A 16768-nucleotide genomic window follows, 5' to 3' on the forward strand; every position below is an offset into this window, starting at 1 on the left:
TGGAAAGAATCCGGGACCCGGCTGGGACGCGGCCGCCTACGGCTGGGACAGCAGGCTCAGGACGGCCTGCCGGTAGGCGGCGAACACCTGGGGCAGTGCGGCGAGGTGTGCCCGCTCGTCGGTGCCGTGCAGCCCTTCGTAGGGCACGCCGAAGCCGGCCGTGGCCGGGATACCTTCTCCGGCGAGCAGGTTGCCGATGTTGGAGGGACCGGCGACCTTCGCGTGCACGCGCAGTCCCTGGGCCGCGGTCGCCTCGAACAGTGCGGCGGCGGGTTGCTCGTCCTCGGTCAGGCGGAACGGCGGCCAGCTCGCCACCAGCGTGACGTCCGTCGGCCGTGGGGAAGGCATGTCGGCGTCCAGTTCGGCGACGGCCTTGCGGATCAGCGCCTCGGCCTCACGGGCGTCGAAGCCGGGGACGGTGCGCACGTCGACGTTCAGCTCGCACAGGTCCGGTGTGGTGGAGAAGCCCGCGCCGCCGTGGAAGGCGGTGACCGTGAGCTTCGGCCCCAGCGGGAACCCCGATGCGCCGTCGGCGCCGGGCAGGTGGGCCGCGTCCAGGAGGCGGACGAGGTGGGCGGCGCGGGAGACGGCACCCACCTGGGTGCGGCTCGATCCGGAGTGCCCGGCGGGGCCGGGTACGGCGATCACCGCCCGCCACAGGCCACGGCCGCCGACCACGATCTCGTCCAGGCCCGGGTAACCGATCATCACGCCTTCCGGACGGGCCGCGTGTTCGTCGGCGAGGTAGGCGCGCGCGCCGCCGAAGGTGCCGGTGTGCTCGTCGACATCCAGCAGCACGGCGAGGCCGCCGTGCAACTCGGCGGCGCGCGGCGCCAGGTCGGCCGCGATGTGGCAGAACATCGCCGCTGCCAGTTTCGAGTCGGCGCTGCCCCTCCCCCGCAGCCAGCCCGACACGACGTCACCGCTGTCCGGGGGAAACGACCATGCGCTCTCGTCGCCGTACGGGGCGGTGTCCACGCAGGCGTCCAGCGCCCACCACCGACCCGGTCGCCCACCGGGGATCTCCACCAGCAGCCCCGCCGACTCGCCCTGGTGGTACAGCCGCCGGTGCGGCAGGCCCCGGACGCCGAGCCAGTCCTCCAGCACCTCGAGCACCGGCCCGTAGTCGTCGATGCCGGCCCTGCTCGGCCGGCGGACGAGTTCCTGCGCCAGCTCGATCACCGACGCCGCCCGGTCACCCTCACTGCTGCTCATTCCCTCTCCCCACCCCATCAGTTGTGCCGCACCGGCACCGCACGCACCACGTCGAACGTTCCCACCGGACGCGCTCCGTCTGCCGCTCCCCGCCCATGGTGGACCAGCCCCTGCACCGCCTCACGCCCCAGTAACACCCCGCAGTGCGGAGAAGCATGGAGAGATCCAAGTGGGCTGTCTCCTCGCGGCCAAATGCGCCTCACCCCCCGGCCCGTACGCCACCGTCCAGTGGATCGGCGCCGGTTACACGCTCGCCTTCGGGGCCGCGCTGATCACCGGCGGCCGGCTCGGCGATCTCTTCGGCCGCAAGCGTCTGTTCGTCCTGGGCGCGGCCGGGTTCGTCCTCGCCTCGCCGGCCTGCGGGCTGTCCCCGAACACGATCGCCCTCGTCGGCGCCCGCGTCGTCCAAGGACTGCGCGCCGCGCTGATGGTTCCGCAGGTGCTGTCCGTCGTGCAGACGATGTATCCGCCGGCGGAACGCGGCCGGGCCCGCTCGCCTGGATGGGCGTCCTGCCCGAGGTGGGGTACAGCAACGGATGGTGATGCTCCTGGCCCGGGTGTGCATCACGCCGGCAATGCTGTGGGGGCCGGTAGTGCTGGCCCTGGCCTGGGCCTGCTACCGGCGTCGCCGGCCGTCCTGACGGGTTCGCCGGTCCGGACCGTCCGGGACAGCGTTTAGGCTGCGCGCATGGCAAGTCAGCACCGTCCGACGGGTTTTACCGAGGCTCAGCTGTCGGTCGTCGATGAACTGAGCGCCCTACCGTTCCCGGAGCACGAGGAGCGACCGGGCACGGCTGGCGGGTGGGGTGGGCCTGGGTACCGGGTGGCCGTGTTGCGGGAGAGTCGGGACTTCTGGGAGGACCGCAGCGCGGAGACCGTCGACGCGGCCGAGGAGGAACTGGCGGCCGACCTCGATGCGCTGGCGGCCGTGCTGACCGCCCGTTGGGGCAGCCCCAGGACGGTCGAGTTGTGGCCGTATCTCGGGTTCGACCATCCGGACCCCGAGTTCGTGGCTCCCGAGCCGCTCGGCTTCCTGAGCAACGTCGCCGAAAGCATGCGGCTGTGGCAGCCGCCGTCCTCCGGTCGGTGGCTTGCGCTGGCCATCGGGCAGGCGGATCGGGAGCTGCCGTTCGAGCTGATCGCCGCGTTCGGTGAGGCGTGCTCGTGGTCGACCGAGTGGGCCGCCGACCCCTGGAGCGCGCCGGGGTGAACCTGGCCTTCCCCTGGTGGTGCGTCACGTTGGCCGGCTCACCGGCGGGGGCATCAGTTCCGCGCGCAGGTCCATGGCGCGGCTGGTCAGGCCAGGGCGGGGAGACTGAACGCCACGGTCTGGCCCGCGTCGGGGCCGGCCTGCGTGGCGAGGTCTCCGTTCGGTGTCCAGATGCCCGAGCCGCCGGAGGTGTGGGCGAAGGTGCCGCTGGGGCCTGCGGCTGTGGCGAGGACGACCCAGGTGGCGTGGGTGGTGGCGCGTTCACGCATGTGGGAGTCGCGGCGGCTGTGGGAGTCCGGGCCGTAGATGGTGCTGGCGACGTACGCGTCGATTCCGAGTGCCGCCGTGTCGGCGGCGTGTTGGGGCACGGCCGCGTCGTAGCAGATGGCCAGTCCGAGCCGCCAGCCGTCGACGGTGAGCACGGTCGGCTTCTCGCCGGGGGTGAAGCGGTCGAACTCTGCTCCGTGGAGCCACATTTTCCGGTAGGCCACGGTCACGCTCTCGCCGGTCACTGCCAGCGTGGCGATGTACTCGCGGCCGTCCGCGTCCCGCGCCGGAGCGCCGACCAGCGCGACTGCGCCGGCCGCGCGGCAGGCTTCCACGATCGGCCGGAGGCGGCTGTCGTCCGTGGCGAGTGACGGCGCACCGAGGTCGTACCCGGTGAGGGAGAGTTCGGGGAAGACGACCAGTCGGGCCTCGGCCCGCACGATCGCCCGGGCGTGCAGTTCCGCGTTGGCCAGGACATCCGCCCTGGCCCAACTGGGCTGTACCGCAGCGACTGCCAGCGGGGTTCCCACTCTCCGACTCCTGTCGTTCGAACGTAGGCGCACAGGTGACGCCCCATGATCACCTATTGGCCGCAGTGCCCGTCAAGCCCCGCCCCGATGACGCACGTCACTGCTCGACCAGGGCACGCGGATCCACGTCGCTGTCCCAGCCGTGGGTGGAGAAGCCCCGCCGGCCGCCGGTGAGGTAGGCGGTGAGGGCGGCGTGCGAGGTGGGGAACATCGGGGTGGGCAGCGCCCCGGCGTCCACCCAGCGGACGGCGAGGTGCTTGTCGGGCTCGGTGTTCGTCAGCTCGCCCTGCCAGGACGTCGCGGCGAACACCGAGAGCAGGAACGGCCCTTTGCCGTCCCACCCCGCCCTGACCTGAACGGTGTGGACCAGCCGCAACTCCTCGGGGGCGACGACCAGCCCTGCCTCCTCCCGCAGCTCACGGGCGGCGGCCTCGTCCAACCGCTCGCCCTCCTCGACCTTGCCGCCGGGGACCGTCCAGGCCGGGACCTTCGACCAGGAGTTGTCGGCGAAGTGAAGGCAGACGACCTTGCCCGCCTTCTCGTCGTGGACGATGACGCACACGGCTTGACGCAGCGACAGCACGGGGAGCTCCAACGGGTAGCAGGGGAACGGGTGTTCACGGGCCGGACGGGTCGGTGAGCATCGGTAGGCAGTGCCGCAGGCAGGGCGGGACCGGGAGGGTGGGCACCTCGTCGAGGGGGATCATCCGGACGGCCAGGCCCGGACAGACGCGGAGGGAATACCTGAGTTGCACGGGGGTCACGCTAGCGCTGGCCTGTGACACCGCGATGGGAACCAGGTCCAGCTATCCACAGGGGCCGAACGGTCGTTCGCAACCTGCGCGCACTTGGCCTTCGTCACGAAGTACCGGCACGAAGCCATGGACAGCGAGATGCCGACCCGCTGCGAAGAGATCAGGCGCGACGTCTGCAAGGACTTCGACACCGACCACGCCCACCTGCCCGTGCACTACCTGCCGAAGGTCGCCCTGTCCGCCTCGTCAACAGCCTCGAAGGCGTCTCGTCCCGACAGCTCCGCAAGGAGCTCACCGGCCGGGTGAACCGGGCTGTCGTGCACGGCCACTTCTGATCGCCCTCGTACTTCGCCAGCTCGTGCAACTGCGGACCCCCTCGCGGGCGAGGAGCTCGCGCCGTACGTGGCCGCCGCGGGATTCATCCCTTCGGATGGTCAGCCAGGCGAGGAGGTTTTCGCGGCGGGTGTCCCGATCGGGGCAGGCAGAGTGAGACGGGCGATAGGAGCTGCCGGGCCGACTTCCGCTCGTCGGGGGTGAGATGGTGGCTGATGGCTTGGTGGGCAGCAACCCGGTCGCCGGGGGCACGGTGCGGTGACCGCGTCCTCCCACTGGTGGTTGTGCGGGCGCCGCCGAAGCGGGCGAGGGTGGCGGCCTGATCGGACCTGGGCGACGGCGATGCGGACCCTCCGCGGCTGAGCAGCAGGTCCGCGTTGCGGGCGGCCCGGGCCCGGGGTGTCGTAACAGGTGTACCGGACGCCGTCCTGAGGGAGCCGCCATGTCCGTCCACACCCCGGTCTCGGAGCAGGAGGCCGCCGACCGGCTGGCCATCCGCGAACTGGTCGACGCGTACGCGCGCTGCGCGGATCGCCGGGACGCCGCGGGGCAGCAGGCCCTGTTCACCGGGGACGCCCGCTTCCTGGTGCACATGGACGCCGGCGCGGCCGATCCGGCCCAGGAGCTGCGCGGCCGGGAGGCCCTCGCGCCGGTCTTCGCGGACCTGAACTCCCACCGGGCGACCCTGCACTTCAACGGTCGGAGCACCGTCACCCTGGACGGCGACCGCGCGACGGGCGAGAGTTACTGCCTGGCGCACCACCTCTCCTACGGGGCGGACGCCGAACGCACGGTCATGATCGCCGCCATCCGCTACCTGGACGTGTTCGTCAAGCAGCACGGCCGCTGGCTCTTCGCCGAACGCCGCCTGCTCGTCGACTGGACCGAGACCCGCCCCTGTTCCCCGTGACTTCCCCGTGACTTCCCCCTGACGTCACCGGCCGTCGCCCCATCGGCGGTAGCCGCGCGGGTGGTTCACCCGCCACACCGACACCCAGACCCGTTCCGCAGAGAAGGGACCCGACGGAATGACCACCGTCGCCGCCTACGCCGCCCCCGCCGCCAACGCCCCGCTCGCGCGCACCACCGTCGAGCGCCGGCCGGTCGGCGAGCACGACGTGCTGATCGACATCGCCTTCGTGGGCATCTGCCACTCCGACATCCACCAGGTCCACGACGGCTGGGGCGGCGCCGTCTTCCCGATGGTCCCGGGGCACGAGATCACCGGAGTGGTCGCTCAAGTCGGCCGGGGTGTCACGAAGTTCGCGGTCGGCGACCGGGTCGGCGTCGGCTGCATGGTCGACTCCTGCCGGACGTGCGACAACTGCCGGGCGGGGCTGGAGCAGTACTGCGACGACGGCCCGGTGTGGACGTACAACGCCGTCGACCGGCAGGGCCGGCCGACCTACGGCGGCTACGCGGAGACCATCGTCGTGGATCAGGACTTCGTGCTGCGCTTCCCGGACGCCCTCCCGATGGACGCCGGCGCCCCGCTGCTGTGCGCCGGCATCACCACCTACTCGCCGCTGCGGCACTGGGGCGCGGGCCCGGGGAAGCGGGTCGCGGTCGTCGGTTTCGGCGGCATCGGCCACGTGGCGGTGAAGATCGCGCACGCGCTGGGGGCGGAGGTCACCGTGCTGTCGCAGTCGCTGCGCAAGCGGGACGACGGCCTGCGGCTGGGCGCCGACCGCTACTACGCCACCTCCGACCCGGCGACCTTCGACGCGCTCGCCCGCCGCTTCGACCTGATCCTCAACACCGTCTCCGCCCCGCTCGACTTCCCCGCCCTGTTCGACCTGCTGCGCCGGGACGGCACCATGGTCAACCTCGGCCTGCCCGAGAAGGAGCTGCCGGTGGACCTGCGCGCCCTGGGCGGCAACCGGCGCAGCATGAGCAGTTCCAGCATCGGCGGCATCGCGGAGACCCAGGAGATGCTCGACTTCTGCGCGCGGCACGGCGTGGCCGCCGAGATCGAGACGATCCGCGCCGACCAGGTCAACGAGGCGTACAAGCGCGTGCAGGCCGGCGATGTCCGCTACCGCTTCGTCATCGACGCCGCGACCGTCTGACGGCACAACAGGCAGGGGAAGGAGGTCCCGCGTGCAGCCGATTCTGGTGACCGGCGCCGCCGGCCGGGTGGGGGCCGTGGGGCGGTCCGTGGTGGAGGAGTTGCGCGGACGCGGCCTGCCGGTCCGGGCGCTGGTGCGGCGCGACGACGAGCGCGCCAAGGCGCTGCGGGCGACGGGCGCCGAGGTGGTGGTCGCGGACCTGACCCGGATCGGCGAGGTGACGAAGGCGCTGTCGGGCTGCACGCGGGTGTACTTCGGCATGGGCGTGTCGGCCCAGTACCTCCAGGCCGCGGTCACGACGGCGGCCGTGGCGCGGGTGGCGCCGGGCCTGGAGGTACTGGTCAACATGTCGCAACTGACCGTCTCCGAGCTGGACTTGGCCGAGGCGGGCGAGTCGCGGCAGCACCGGCAGCAGTGGCTGGTGGAGCAGGTCCTCGGCTGGTCGGGGCTGCCGGTGGTCGAGGTCAGGCCGACCGTGTTCCTGGAGAACCCGCTGTTCCGGGTCGGCCTGTCCTCGATCGCCCGGGACGGCACCATTCGGCTGCCGCTCGGCCGCGCCCGGACCTCGCCGGTCGCGGCGGCGGACGTCGCGGCGGTGGTCGCGCAGGTGCTGGCCGAGCCGCAGCCGCACCTCGGCCGGCACCTACGAACTGACCGGCCCGCGCTCGCAGGACGGGGACGCCGTCGCCGCGGAGGTGTCCGCCGCCCTCGGCCGGCCGGTCGGCTACACCGATGTGCCGCTCGACGCGTGGATCGACCGCGACCTCAGGCCGCTCGGGCTGCCGGACCACGTGTTCGAGCACATCGCCACCATGGCCCGGCTGCACGCCGAGAACCGCTACGACCGCCGGGCCGACGGCGTCCAGCTGGTCACCGGGCGCCCGGCCACCGGTGTCGGCGACTACGTCCGCCGGCACGCCGACCGGATCACGGGGCCGTGAACACCCGTACCGGTCAGGCGGGTTCGACCGGCTGGCGGACGACGGTCTTCAGTTTCTCGGGCGCGGTCCTGCGGGGGTCGCCGAGGTAGATCTCGTGGTGTTTGGCGCCGGGCCGCAGGCCGTTGGCCGGCAGGTACTCGTGGTGCAGCTGGTGCAGGGCGGGCGCTTCGTCGTCGTAGGAGCCGATGTGCAGCAGCTGGGCGCTGGGGCCCTCGTGCAGGGTGAGCCGGCGGACGTCGGCGATGGTGGGGTGCTTCTTCTTGGCGAGTGCGGTCTGCCGGGCCTCGTCGATCATCTGCTCGGTGATCCAGCCGGGGATGCTGATCATCATGGTCCAGTTCCAGCTGTCCTTGTCGCGGCTGGTGAAGGCCTCGAACTCCTCGGCCCACCACAGCCCTTCCAGCGGGCCGACCACGAAGTCCCGGCCACCCTCGGCCTGCTTGCCCGTGAACTTCAGGGTGTACGCGACGGCGTAGAGCGCCTCGACGGCGGCGGCGTGGGCGGGTGCGGTGTTCGGGTTGCCGCTGCCGTCGACGGCGAGGAACTGCTGTTCGGGGACGTCCACGACGGCCCACGTGGTGTTCTTGGGCGCGTAGAACTCCTTCAGGTCCTTCTTGATGTCGTACGGTGCCATGCTCGGTCCCCCTCCTTGTGGGTGCGCACCGCCAAGCGATGCCCGGTAACGGTCCAACCAGTTCTGTTCGGCGCGTAGTTGGCCCAGCGAGTAGTCGAAGATCGCGCGCACGAAGTCGGGCACGGGCGGCCCGGCGGCTTCGGCCACTTGCTCGATGCGTTCGGCGAGCGCCCGCGAGCGCCGCTCCAGGGCGTCGAGCAGCTGTTCGCGGCCGATGGCGGGCTGGTTGGCCAGGCCGACCAGGACGCGCGGGTACAGCGGGTGCAGTTCGGCGATCGCCGCCTCGGCCGCCGCCGCGCAGGCCCGTCGGCCCTCGGCGGTCGCGCCGAACACCTTGCGCCGTTTGTCGCCGACGACGGCCGATCCCTCGACCTGTTCGATCAGTCCGCGCTCCCGGAGCTTCGTCAGCAGGTAGTAGATCGAGCTGAATCCGACCTCGGTCCACTCCCGCATCCCGCGCTCCGCGATCACCCCCTCCAGCTCGTATCCGTGCCGGGGTTTCTCCACCAGCAGCCCGAGCAGCGTCAGCTCGGCGGCGGTCAGGCCTGAGTCCATGGAAACTATCCTAGCGCTAGAATAGTCGGCCGCGACTGTCCACCGATCGGTGGACGGCAGGTTCAACCGGCCGGGCGTGCCGGGCGGAGCACCCGGCCGACCAGGATGCCGGCGGAGGCCGCCCGTTCCGGTCTCGCCGTCGATCCGGGCCGCAGCGTGGTCGTCGCCGCCGATCCGTGCCGCAGCATGGTCGTCGCCCTCGAACGCGGGCTGCTGACGCGGCGTCAGGACGTGAGCAGCGTCCACGGTTCGGGGCGGACCAGGGCGAGGCGGGGGCGGCGTTCGGCCCAGTGGTGGACGGAGGCGGCCATGGCGGCGGCGGGGTCGGCGACCTTCCAGGTGGGGTCGAAGGGGCGGCGCATGCTGGTGTAGCTCTGGAACATCGCGAGCAGTTTGACGGCCTGGCTCTGGATGGGCGAGAGCCACTGGTCGGCGAGCGGCAGGAAGAAGCGGTTCCAGCTGTCGACGGACACCAGCGGGGGGCGGTCGATGGGGGCGACGCCGTGCGCGGCGCGGAAGCGGTTGAGGGTGGCGCAGATGACGTCGAGGAGTTCGTCGAGGTCGAGGCTGTCGGGGCCGGCGGCGATCACCTCGGTGCGGGGCTGCTCGGGCGGTGGAGCGAGGACGGCGGCGACCATCGCCGCCGCGACCTCGTCGACGGGGCTGATCTCGGCGTGGCCGGCCGGGTCGCCGACCACCACGGCGGCGGTGCCGGAGACCAGCGCCTGGAGGATCGAGTAGGGGCCGGAGAAGCGGGCGATCTCGCCGGTGCCGCGGCGGCCGACCACCAGGGGCGGGCGGATCAGGGTGAGCGGGCCGGGGTGGGCCTGGCGGGCGATCGCCTCGCAGGTGGCCTTGGACCACTCGTAGCCGTTGCGGTAGCCCTCGAACTCGGTGCCGCGCAGGTCCTCGGGGTTGCGGACGCCGCCGACGTACGCGGTGGACACCTGGACCAGGTGGGTGTCGCGGTCGGCGAGGGTGAGGACGGCGCGCAGCGGTTCGAGGTTGGCGGCGACGGCCTCGTCGCGGGTCAGGGTCCAGCGGGTGCTGGCGGCCGCGTGCACGATGACGTCCCAGTGCCCGGCCAGTTCGGCGGGTGGCGGTTCGGCGCCCATCCGCCAGCGCACCACCGTCTCGTCCCGCCGCGCCACCGGGACGAGGGTGAGGGGCCGGCCGTGCGCGGCGGTGGCGGCGCGCAGTTGGTGCGCGAACTCGGTGCCGACCACTCCGGTCGCCCCGGTGAGAAGGACTCGCATGTTTGGCTCCGCGAATTGAGCTGACGGGGGTTCAGAGCGGGGGCGCGAGCACCAGGCAGGCGTTCTGGCCGCCGAACCCGAAGGAGTTGGACAGCACGGGGGCGGGCGCGACGGTGCGCGGCGCGCCGCTCACCAGGTCCACCCAGTGCGCCTCGGGGCTGCTGCGCAGGTTGGCGACGGGCGGGACGGTGCCGCGGGCCGCGCAGACCAGGGCGAGTGCGGCCTCGAGCGCGCCGGCGGCGCCGATCAGGTGGCCGGTGACGCCCTTGACGGCGGTGACCGGTGGCGACTGGCCGTCGAAGCACTGGTCGATCGCCCGGGCCTCGGCGCGGTCGCCGGGCACCGTCGACGTCCCGTGGGCGCTGATGTGGCCGATGTCGGCGGCGGACAGCCCGGCGTCGGCGATGGCCTGCGTCATGCACCGGCCGGCCACTTCGCCGGATTCGTGCGGGGCGGCGATGTGGAAGGCGTCGCAGGTCTCGGCCCAGCCGGCGATCTCGCCGTGGATCCGGGCACCACGGGCGCGGGCCGCCTCCCAGCGTTCGAGCACCAGGACGGCCGCGCCCTCCCCCATCACGAAGCCGTCCCGGTCGGCGTCGAACGGGCGGCTGGCCGTCGCCGGGTCGTCGTTGCGGGTGGACAGTGCCCGCATCCGGGCGAACGAGCCCATCACCACGGTGCTCACCGCGGAGTCGACGCCGCCGGCCACCGCCACGTCGAGTTCGCCGTGCCGGATCCGGCGGGCGGCCTCGGCGAGGGCGGTGCTGCCGCTGGCGCAGGCGCTGGAGTAGGTGGTGCAGACGCCCTGGAAGCCGTGGCGCAGCGCGATCCGGCAGGCGGGCGAGTTGTTCATGGTTCTGGGGACGGTGTGCACGGGCAGGTCGCGGGGGCGGTGGGCGAAGCCGGTGGTGGCGTCCTCCATGCTGGTGAGGCCGCCGATGCCGGTGCCGATCTGGACGCCGATCCGCTCAAGCCGCTGGTCAGCGGGCAGTTCGGCGTCGGCCAGCGCGTCGGCGGCGGCGCAGAGCAGCAGTTGTGCGGGGCGGTCGATCTGGCGTACCTCGCGGGGGGTGAGGTACGCGGTGACGTCGAACGGCGGGGTCAGGCAGGCGATGTGGACGGGCAGGCCGGAGTCGGCCAGGCGGTCGAGCCGGGTGGTGGCGGAGCGGCCGGCCAGCAGGGCGGCGTAGACCTCCTCGATTCCGTTGCCGGCCGGGGACTTGACGCCGATTCCGGTGACGGCGACGCGGTGTCCGCCCGTGGGGTGGCGGCCGTTCATACGGCGGTGTCCAGCCGGGTGCGCAGCAGGTCGATGGCGTGGCCGACGTCGCGGGCGGCGATCAGGTCGCCCGGGTCGATGCGCAGTTGGAGGGCGCGTTCCAGGCGGGCGCCGATCTCCATGAGTTCCAGGCTGTCGATGCCGTAGTCCTCGAGCAGGCTGGTGCGGTCCTGCAGTTCGGCGGGGTCGGTGCCGAGGACGTCGGAGATGACCGTTCTGACCGTGACGGCCAGTTCCTCTCGTGTGGGCAAAGCTTCCTTCGCTCCTTCCGCCGCGGGTGCGGCCTCGGTGCCGGCCGTGGTCAGCCGGCGTCTGTTCTGCGCAGGGTTCGTCCGGTCGCCGCGAGTGCGGCGTCCAGCAGGGTGGCCGCTTCGGCGATCTCGGCGGCGGTGCTGATGAGCGGGGGCAGCAGCCGGACGGTGGTGGGGCGGCTCAGGCAGGGCGACACCAGGAGTCCGGTGCCGGCCAGTTCGACCAGGGTGGTGCCGGCGGCGTGCGGCGAGACGCAGTCGATGCCGCGCAGCAGGCCGCGGCCGCGGACGGCGCGCACCACGTCGGGGTGGCGGGCCCGGAGCTCGTCGAGGACGCCGTCCAGTTGTGCTGCCAACTGGCGTCCGTGGTCGGCGAGTTCCTCGATCACCCCGAGTGCGGCGGGGACGGCGGCGCAGCTCAGCGGGTGGCCGCCGAAGGTGGCGGAGTGCAGGAACGGGTCGGCGGCGAGTGGCGCGTACATCCGTTCGGTGCAGAGCAGCGCGGAGAGCGGGACGACGCCGCCGCCGAGCGGTTTGCCGAGCAGGACGGCGTCGACCGGGAGGCCGTCGGCGAGGGCGACGGAGCGTTCGCCGCAGCGGCGCAGGCCGCACTGGATCTCGTCGGCGATCACGAAGGTGCCGTGCCGGGCGGCGTCCTCGCACCACTGGCGCAGGGTCTCGGTGGGCAGTGGCTGTGCGCCGTTCTCGCCCTGGACTGGTTCGAGGACGACGGCGGCCACTTCGCCGGCCGCCACTTCGCGGGCGACGGCGTGCGGGTCGTCGGCGTCGAGGTGGACGACGTCGACGGCGCAGCCGAGCAGGCCGGTGCGGTAGAGCGGGCTGTGGGTGAGGGCGAGTGCGCCGAGCGATTTGCCGTGGAAGCCGCCGCGTACGGCGAGGACGCGGGTGCGGCCGGTGGCCAGTCGGGCGAGTTTGACGGCGACTTCGACGACGTCGGCCCCGTTCAGGCCGAAGTAGACCTTGGGGAGCGCGTCGCCGAGGTAGCCGCTGAGGGCGGCGGCGGCCTGGGCGGCGACGGGGTTGGCGAGGCTGCGGGTGGCGGTCGGCATGGCGTCGAGCTGGGCGTGCACGGCTGCGGTCACGGCGGGGTGGCGGTGGCCGAGCAGGGTGACGGCGTAGGAGCCGAAGTCGAGTGCGGTGCGGCCGTCGGAGAGCGTCACCCGGCAGCCTCCGGCGGCCACTTCGACGGCGCCGCGGCCGGCGAATCCGCCGGACAGGGCGAGTTTCGGGGAGAAGTGGCGGCGCAGCTGATCGAAAGCGGGGGCGGTGGTCACCGGCTCACCGCCTGGAGCAGCAGTCGCTGTTCGAGGGCGGCGAGCATCTGGGCGGCGCTCTCGCGCAGTGCGTCGGCCGCGACGGGGTTGAGCATGTCGGCGAGCAGTGGGATGCCGATGTCGAAGTCGACGTGCAGGGCGACGGTGCTGCCGCCGCCGGGTGCGGCGCTCACCGCCCAGTGGCCGACGAACGCGCCGAGGTCGCCGCTGAGTTGTTCGAAGTCGAAGCGGCGCGCGGTGTGGTCGATGAGTTCGGTTTCGGTCCAGCGCAGGACGGAGCCCTTGAGGCGGACGGACCAGGCGGTGGTGCGGTGGTTCTCGTCGGGTTGTTCGACGATTTCGACGGAGTCGACGCTGTCCATGCAGTCGGGGTAGCCGAGGACGTCCACCACGACCGGCCAGGCGTCCTCGGGCGCCACGGCGATGGGCAGCTCCACTTCAACGCGCGGCATGTGAGGGCCTCTTTTCGCGGTGGGTCGGTTGGGTGTGGTGCGGTCCGAGCGCGTCGGCGCGGGCGGCGGTGAGGGTGGCCGGGAGGAGTCGGCGGAGCACCGCGCGGGGCAGGGCGCGGACGTGGGTCATGGCGTGCCACTGTTCGATCAGCGCGCAGCCCATCTCGACCTTGGGTTCGTAGGCGGTCTGAGCGAAGCGGATGTGTCGGCATCCGCTGTCCATGGCCAGCCGGACGGCCGCGTAGTGCAGGTTGTGGTAGATCGCGGCGTCGTGGTTGAGGCGGTAGTCGAGGCCGATCCGGGCGCCGATGGCGCCGTCGCCGGTGAACAGGCAGAGCAGGAAGCCGACGGGCTCCGCTCCTTCGAAGCAGACCACCAGGCGGCTGCGCGGGTCGTCCTGGCCGGTGAGGGCGGTGAGGAAGGCGTGGTCGAGGACGTCGAGTGTCTGGTCGGCGCGGTCCATCACCTGCCGGTAGAGGGCGAGCAGTTGGGGCAGCAGGTGGGCGTATTCGGCAAGGATCTCGATCCGCAGGTCGGGGTGGGCCTGGAAGCGGCGGATCTTGGCGCGGGCGTTGCGCCGCGGCTTGGCGGGGAGGCCGGCCAGGTACTCCTCGAAGGTGGCGGCGGACAGGGCGAGTTCGGTGTCGGGGAGGCCCGGGGCGAGGAAGAAGCCGGCCGCGGTGAGCGGTTCGCGCAGTGGGGCGAGGTCGGGGGCGGCGAAGTCCTTGAACACCACCGTTCCCAGACCCTCGCGGCGCGCGAAGTCGAGGACGGCGTCCACCAGCAGGCGCCCGGCCGGGGCGTCGAGCGGGCGGGCGGTCAGCAGGTGGCCCTGGCCGAGCAGGTGGCCGCAGAACAGCATCGGGACCCGCAGCAGGCGGGGCGCGACGCGGCGCAGCGGGGCGAGCAGGCGGCGTTCCTGGGGGCCGACGATCCGGTCGAGCATCAGGTCGCGGAACAGACACAGTGGCAGGACGGCCACCAGGTCGCTCTCGTGGCGGACCGTCAGGTAGCGGTAGCCCGCCGGCCCGACGCGGCTGCGTTCGAGCGCGGTGAACACGCCCCGGGACCACATCGGGTCGTCGGGCGGGGCGAGCCGTTCCCAGGCGCCGGGTGGCAACTCCTCGACGCTGCGCAGCTCTTCGACCTGGTAGCCCGGTGCCACCGGCTCAGCCGATCCGCAGGGCGCGGCCGTCGAGGAACTCCCGCAGTGGGCGGGCCATCCTGTTGCGGGCCGGTGGGTGGAAGGTCAGGCCGACGGCGGCGGAGGCGAGGTAGGAGCCGTCGGGTGAGCCGATGAACGCCATGCCGCCGAGGGCGGCGAGGCAGGCCCGGGTGGTGCGGGCGATGGCGTCCTGTGCGGCGTAGCGGGCGGTGAGTGCCTGGACGAGCAGGGCCTCGTTCCACTCCTCGTCGGCCATGGCGCGGGCGACGGCCTCGACGGCGAGCATGGCGGCTTCGACGGGGACGAGGTAGGGCGTGGGGTCGTCCTCGCCGCCGCCTTTGCGGTGCAGGGCGCGTTCGACCAGGGCGCTGGCCATGCCGAGGTAGCCGGCGGTGAGCAGGACTTCGAACCAGAGGAAGCCGGCCACGTTGAGTGTGTCGGGCACGGCGTCGGCGGTGACTTCGGTGGCGACCACCATGCTCGGGTCCAGCTCGACGTCGGTGAGCCGGACTTCGTCGCTCTCGGCGCCGGCCAGGATGTGCGTGCCCCAGAACGGACGGACGGTGACTCCGGGGGTGGCGGCGGGGATCAGTGCGACGGCGAGCCTCGGGATGCCGTCCTCGCCGGTGAGGGCGACGGAGGCGGTCAGCAGGTCCATGGAGCGGGAGAGGCTGCACGGCATTTTGCTGCCGTTGAGGACGATCCGGTCGCCGCGCCGTTCGGCGGTGATGTGCGGGGTGAGGATGTTCTGGCCGGGCCGGCCTTCGGCGAATCCGGACGCGACCAGCATCCGTTCCTTGGCGATCGCCTCCAGCAGCAGCCCTTCCAGGCCGTTGCCGTACTTGGCGGCTTCGACCAGGCCGGCGATGGAGAAGTGGTGCATGGTGGTGGCGACCGCGAGCGAGGGGCAGCGGGCGCCGACGGCGCGCTGCACCCGGACGGCCTGCAGGGCGCTCGCACCGGCGCCGGAGTGGGCGGCGGGCACCAGCAGGCCGGGGCCGCCGGCGTTCTTGAACTCCTCGATGGCCGGGCTGGGTGCCTGCTCCAGTGCCGTCAGCGGGTGGCGGGCGAGTGCCTGGTCCAACCCGGGCATGAGCGCTTCGAGTTCGGCGCGTTCGCGGTGCAGGTAGTTCACTGGCACGTCCTTCGGGGAGTGGCGGTACGACACGTGCGGCGGGTGGCCGTCAGCCGACGGCCACCAGTGGCAGCGCGTCGAACGAGCGCAGGCAGGCGGACGCGCGCCGCACCGGTGGCCCGGCGAGGGCGAGCCGGGGGAAGCGGGCGAGCAGCCGGCCGAGCAGCGCGGCCCCTTCGAGGCGGGCCAGTGCCGCGCCGAAGCAGTAGTGCGGCCCGGCACCGAAGCTGAGCACGTGCCGCTCGGGGCGGCGGACCAGGAAGGCGTCGGGCTCCGGGTAGCGCCTCGGATCCCGGTTGGCGGCGCCGATGACGGCGGTGACGCTGCCGCCGGCGGGGATGTGCACGCCGCCGATCTCGGCGGGCCGGGTGGCGAGCCGTTCGGTCATCAGCACCGGCCCGTCCCAGCGCAGGGACTCCTCGACCGCGCCGGGCAGCAGGCCCGGGTCGGCGCGCAGCAGGGCCGCCTGGTCGGGGTGGGTGAGCAGGGCGTGCACCGAGAGCCCGAGCAGCCCGGCGGTGGTTTCGAACCCGGCGACGAAGACCAGTACCAGGACGTCCACCAACTCCCGTTCTTCCAGGGGATGCTGGTCGACCGGGGCTTGGGCGAGCAACCCCGAGGTGAGGTCCTCGGCGGGCCGGGCGCGGCGCTCGCGCAGCAGTTCGGTGAAGTAGCCGCGCAGGGCGGTGACGGCCTCGTCCGCGAGCCGCCAGTCCTCGTCGGAGCGCACCGGTTCCAGCAGGCGCGCGGCGTCGCGTCCGAGCCGGTGGAAGCGCTCCTGCTCGGCGGCGGGCACGCCGATCAGTTGGCCGACCACCGCGACCGGCAGCGGGTAGCCGACCAGTTCCTGGAAGTCGGCCGTGCCGCCGTCGGCGGTGGCGTCGGCGAAGCCGTCGAGCAGTTCGTCGACGGTCTTCTCGATGGCCGCGGACAGCGCGGCCGTCCGCCGGGGCCCGAACGCCTTCACCAGGGGGCCGCGCAGGCGCTCGTGGGCGGCTCCGTTGGTGCCGAGCAGCGAGGCGTAGAACATGTCGGCGGCGGAGTGGGCCTGCCACTCGGGCTGTTCCCGCTCCATCCAGGCCCGGTCGGGCACCGCGAAGGCCGGGCCGGCCAGGGCGGCCTGGCATTCGGCGAACCCCGTCAGAAAGCGGGTGTCCAATTCCTCGTGGTGCAGGACGGGGGTGATCCTGCGCAGCGCCGCGAGCGGGGCGTAGGGATTCTCCCGGGCCTCGGGGGCGAAGACCGACCAGAGAATCGCTTCCGCATTCGGCTGGTCACCGATATTCATCAGGTCAACTGCCGAACTGTTCAATGCGCTCACCCACCTTCGCCCGCCGCCACGCACGCAGGCCCGTCGAATCGACCCGGGAATTCCGGTCGGCCGGTCAGAGAGTACCCGAAGTCGAATCGCGCACAAACCAAGATT

19 protein-coding genes and 1 pseudogene are annotated in these 16768 nt (G+C 72.7%); 7 read left to right on the top strand and 13 right to left on the bottom strand.

Translation table 11 applies throughout. From position 1 onward, the window contains the following. Window positions 1-36 precede the first annotated feature (36 nt). A complete protein-coding gene (locus ACFYST_RS19980) occupies window positions 37-1215 on the bottom strand; it encodes a M20 family metallopeptidase (protein WP_387864053.1) in 1179 nt (392 codons plus the stop codon). Window positions 1216-1384: 169 nt separating this feature from the next. On the opposite strand from ACFYST_RS19980, the gene ACFYST_RS19985 reads away from it, so the two are divergent. Both ACFYST_RS19985 and ACFYST_RS19990 read left to right on the top strand, forming a co-directional pair. Next, window positions 1385-1894: an MFS transporter gene (locus ACFYST_RS19985; RefSeq protein WP_387864056.1), complete on the top strand. Its 510-nt coding sequence runs from the start codon at window positions 1385-1387 to the stop codon at window positions 1892-1894. Between the two features lie 153 nt (window positions 1895-2047). Further along, complete coding sequence (locus ACFYST_RS19990; RefSeq protein WP_387864058.1) at window positions 2048-2425, top strand: hypothetical protein; 378 nt, start codon at window positions 2048-2050, stop codon at window positions 2423-2425. A gap of 86 nt (window positions 2426-2511) precedes the next feature. Here ACFYST_RS19990 and ACFYST_RS19995 read toward each other — a convergent pair whose 3' ends face one another. The 3 genes from ACFYST_RS19995 to ACFYST_RS20005 all read right to left on the bottom strand — a co-directional run bounded on the left by ACFYST_RS19995 (window position 2512) and on the right by ACFYST_RS20005 (window position 3977). Beyond that, the gene (locus tag ACFYST_RS19995) at window positions 2512-3222 is read right to left on the bottom strand and encodes a carbon-nitrogen hydrolase family protein (protein ID WP_387864061.1); all 711 of its coding nucleotides are present in this window, start codon (window positions 3220-3222) and stop codon (window positions 2512-2514) included. Between the two features lie 97 nt (window positions 3223-3319). Continuing rightward, window positions 3320-3817, bottom strand: a complete 498-nt coding sequence (locus ACFYST_RS20000) for an NUDIX domain-containing protein (RefSeq protein ID WP_387864064.1) — start codon at window positions 3815-3817, stop codon at window positions 3320-3322. A gap of 22 nt (window positions 3818-3839) precedes the next feature. Continuing rightward, a complete protein-coding gene (locus tag ACFYST_RS20005) occupies window positions 3840-3977 on the bottom strand; it encodes a hypothetical protein (protein WP_387864066.1) in 138 nt (45 codons plus the stop codon). A gap of 93 nt (window positions 3978-4070) precedes the next feature. Between ACFYST_RS20005 and ACFYST_RS20010 the strand changes: the two genes are divergently transcribed. The 5 genes and pseudogenes from ACFYST_RS20010 (at window position 4071) to ACFYST_RS20030 (ending at window position 7320) form a co-directional block, all read left to right on the top strand. Continuing rightward, a complete protein-coding gene (locus tag ACFYST_RS20010) occupies window positions 4071-4283 on the top strand; it encodes a hypothetical protein (protein WP_387864068.1) in 213 nt (70 codons plus the stop codon). Window positions 4284-4752: 469 nt separating this feature from the next. Then, on the top strand, window positions 4753-5220 hold the full coding sequence (locus ACFYST_RS20015; RefSeq protein ID WP_387864070.1) for a nuclear transport factor 2 family protein: 468 nt from the start codon (window positions 4753-4755) through the stop codon (window positions 5218-5220). Window positions 5221-5338: 118 nt separating this feature from the next. After that, window positions 5339-6379: an NAD(P)-dependent alcohol dehydrogenase gene (locus ACFYST_RS20020; protein WP_387864072.1), complete on the top strand. Its 1041-nt coding sequence runs from the start codon at window positions 5339-5341 to the stop codon at window positions 6377-6379. Then, window positions 6339-6968, top strand: a pseudogene (locus tag ACFYST_RS20025) (NAD(P)H-binding protein); the annotation flags it as partial. The gene ACFYST_RS20020 and the pseudogene ACFYST_RS20025, both read left to right, overlap by 41 nt. Before the next feature lie 106 nt (window positions 6969-7074). Next, window positions 7075-7320, top strand: coding sequence for a hypothetical protein (locus ACFYST_RS20030; protein ID WP_387864416.1), 246 nt, complete (start codon window positions 7075-7077; stop codon window positions 7318-7320). Window positions 7321-7333: 13 nt separating this feature from the next. On the opposite strand, the gene ACFYST_RS20035 is transcribed toward ACFYST_RS20030, so the two are convergent. The 9 genes from ACFYST_RS20035 to ACFYST_RS20075 form a co-directional block, all read right to left on the bottom strand. After that, a complete protein-coding gene (locus ACFYST_RS20035; RefSeq protein WP_387864074.1) occupies window positions 7334-8509 on the bottom strand; it encodes a GyrI-like domain-containing protein in 1176 nt (391 codons plus the stop codon). 224 nt (window positions 8510-8733) lie between these two features. Continuing rightward, window positions 8734-9765: an SDR family oxidoreductase gene (locus ACFYST_RS20040; RefSeq protein WP_387864076.1), complete on the bottom strand. Its 1032-nt coding sequence runs from the start codon at window positions 9763-9765 to the stop codon at window positions 8734-8736. Window positions 9766-9796: 31 nt separating this feature from the next. Further along, window positions 9797-11044, bottom strand: coding sequence for a beta-ketoacyl-[acyl-carrier-protein] synthase family protein (locus tag ACFYST_RS20045; RefSeq protein ID WP_387646729.1), 1248 nt, complete (start codon window positions 11042-11044; stop codon window positions 9797-9799). Further along, the gene (locus ACFYST_RS20050; RefSeq protein WP_387646731.1) at window positions 11041-11295 is read right to left on the bottom strand and encodes an acyl carrier protein; all 255 of its coding nucleotides are present in this window, start codon (window positions 11293-11295) and stop codon (window positions 11041-11043) included. Before ACFYST_RS20050 ends, ACFYST_RS20045 begins: the two co-directional genes overlap by 4 nt. A gap of 50 nt (window positions 11296-11345) precedes the next feature. After that, the gene (locus ACFYST_RS20055; RefSeq protein WP_387864078.1) at window positions 11346-12590 is read right to left on the bottom strand and encodes an aspartate aminotransferase family protein; all 1245 of its coding nucleotides are present in this window, start codon (window positions 12588-12590) and stop codon (window positions 11346-11348) included. After that, window positions 12587-13042: a type II toxin-antitoxin system RatA family toxin gene (locus ACFYST_RS20060; protein ID WP_387646736.1), complete on the bottom strand. Its 456-nt coding sequence runs from the start codon at window positions 13040-13042 to the stop codon at window positions 12587-12589. The genes ACFYST_RS20055 and ACFYST_RS20060 overlap by 4 nt, the downstream gene beginning before the upstream one ends. Then, window positions 13029-14207 (bottom strand): GNAT family N-acetyltransferase, encoded by a 1179-nt coding sequence (locus ACFYST_RS20065; RefSeq protein WP_387864080.1) that lies wholly within the window; start codon window positions 14205-14207, stop codon window positions 13029-13031. The genes ACFYST_RS20060 and ACFYST_RS20065 overlap by 14 nt, the downstream gene beginning before the upstream one ends. 4 nt (window positions 14208-14211) lie before the next feature. Beyond that, on the bottom strand, window positions 14212-15342 hold the full coding sequence (locus tag ACFYST_RS20070) for an acyl-CoA dehydrogenase (protein WP_387864082.1): 1131 nt from the start codon (window positions 15340-15342) through the stop codon (window positions 14212-14214). 49 nt (window positions 15343-15391) lie between these two features. Beyond that, entirely contained in the window at window positions 15392-16630 is a 1239-nt protein-coding gene (locus ACFYST_RS20075) for a cytochrome P450 (protein WP_387864085.1), read from the bottom strand. Between the last annotated feature and the right edge of the window lie 138 nt (window positions 16631-16768).

This window comes from Kitasatospora sp. NPDC004614, assembly GCF_042873675.1.
In the GTDB taxonomy this organism is placed as follows: domain Bacteria; phylum Actinomycetota; class Actinomycetes; order Streptomycetales; family Streptomycetaceae; genus Kitasatospora.